The following is a 1904-nucleotide window of genomic DNA, read 5'->3' as shown; positions in this document are numbered from 1 at the left end:
CGTGACGAGGAGATCCGCCGCACCATCCAGGTGCTGCAGCGTCGTACCAAGAACAACCCGGTGCTGATCGGCGAACCCGGCGTGGGCAAGACCGCGATCGTCGAAGGCCTGGCCCAGCGCATCATCAACGACGAAGTGCCCGAGGGTCTGCGCGGCAAGCGCGTGCTGTCGCTGGACATGGGCGCGCTGATCGCCGGTGCGAAGTTCCGCGGCGAATTCGAGGAGCGCCTGAAGGGCGTGCTCAACGACCTGGCCAAGAGCGAAGGGCAGATCATCCTGTTCATCGATGAGTTGCACACCATGGTCGGTGCCGGCAAGGCCGACGGCGCGATGGATGCAGGCAACATGCTCAAGCCGGCGCTCGCACGCGGTGAACTGCACTGCGTCGGTGCTACCACGCTGGACGAGTACCGCAAATACATCGAGAAGGATGCCGCGCTGGAGCGCCGCTTCCAGAAAGTCTTCGTGGGCGAGCCGACGGTGGAGGACACCATCGCGATCCTGCGCGGCCTGAAGGAAAAGTACGCGGTGCACCACGGGGTGGAGATCACCGACCCGGCCATCGTGGCCGCGGCGACGCTGTCCAATCGCTACATCACCGACCGCCAGCTGCCGGACAAGGCCATCGACCTGATGGACGAGGCTGCTTCGCGCCTGCGCATGGAAATCGACTCCAAGCCCGAAGAACTGGACCGGCTGGAACGCCGCCTGATCCAGCTGAAGATCCAGCGCGAGATGCTGAAGAAGGAAAAGGACGATGCCTCGCGGCAGCGTCTGGCCGACCTGGAAAACGATATCGACGCGCTGGAGCGCGAGTTCTCCGATCTCAACGAAGTCTGGAAATCGGAGAAGGCCGCGCTGCAGGGCACGACCAAGATCAAGGAACAGATCGAGCAGGCCAAGGTCGAACTGGAGTCGGCGCAGCGCCGGCAGGATTTCGCCCGCATGAGCGAAATCCAGTACGGCGTGCTGCCGCAGCTGGAAAAGCAGCTGGCTGCCGCCCAGGAAGTGGAGAACCACGACTTCAAGCTGGTGCAGGACCGCGTCACCGACGAGGAGATCGCCGAGGTCGTCTCGCGGTGGACCGGCATCCCGGTCAACAAGATGCTCGAAGGCGAGCGTGACAAGCTGCTGCGCATGGAAGAGGTGCTGCACAACCGCGTGGTCGGCCAGGAAGAGGCGATCAAGGTGGTGTCCGACGCGGTGCGTCGTTCGCGTGCGGGCCTGTCCGATCCGAATCGACCGGGGGGCTCGTTCCTGTTCCTGGGCCCGACCGGCGTGGGCAAGACCGAACTGTGCAAGTCGCTGGCCGAGTTCCTGTTCGACAGCGCCGACGCGATGATCCGCATCGACATGAGCGAGTTCATGGAGAAGCACAGCGTCGCCCGCCTGATCGGTGCGCCACCGGGCTACGTCGGCTACGAGGAAGGTGGTTACCTCACCGAGGCCGTGCGTCGTCGCCCGTATTCGCTGATCCTGCTGGATGAGGTGGAAAAGGCGCATCCGGATGTGTTCAACATCCTGCTGCAGGTGCTGGACGACGGTCGCCTGACCGACGGCCAGGGCCGCACGGTGGACTTCCGCAACACCGTCATCGTGATGACCTCGAACCTGGGGTCGCACCAGATCCAGGACATGAGTGGCGATGACACGCCGGAGGCCTACACGCAGATGAAGGCGGCGGTGATGGGCGTGGTGCAGGCGCACTTCCGTCCGGAGTTCATCAACCGGCTGGACGACATCGTGGTGTTCCATCCGCTGGACAAGCAGCAGATCAAGCAGATCGCGCGCATCCAGATGCGCGGCCTGGAAAAGCGCCTGGCCGAGCGTGGCCTGAAGCTGGTGGTGTCCGATGCGGCGTTCGATCTGCTCGGCAACGTCGGCTTCGATCCGGTGTACGGTGC

General features: G+C 64.1%; 1 protein-coding gene. It reads left to right on the top strand.

Annotated features, from left to right (window positions below):
- The coding region (locus WKB25_RS21040; protein WP_340572790.1) for an AAA family ATPase at positions 1 to 1904 on the top strand (1904 nt) is incomplete at both ends.

Origin of the sequence: Stenotrophomonas sp. G106K1 (genome assembly GCF_037969685.1) — a bacterium.
In the GTDB taxonomy this organism is placed as follows: Bacteria; Pseudomonadota; Gammaproteobacteria; order Xanthomonadales; family Xanthomonadaceae; genus Stenotrophomonas; species Stenotrophomonas lactitubi.
Note: the sequence above shows the minus strand (reverse complement) of the source record. Positions and strands in the feature narration are given on the sequence as shown.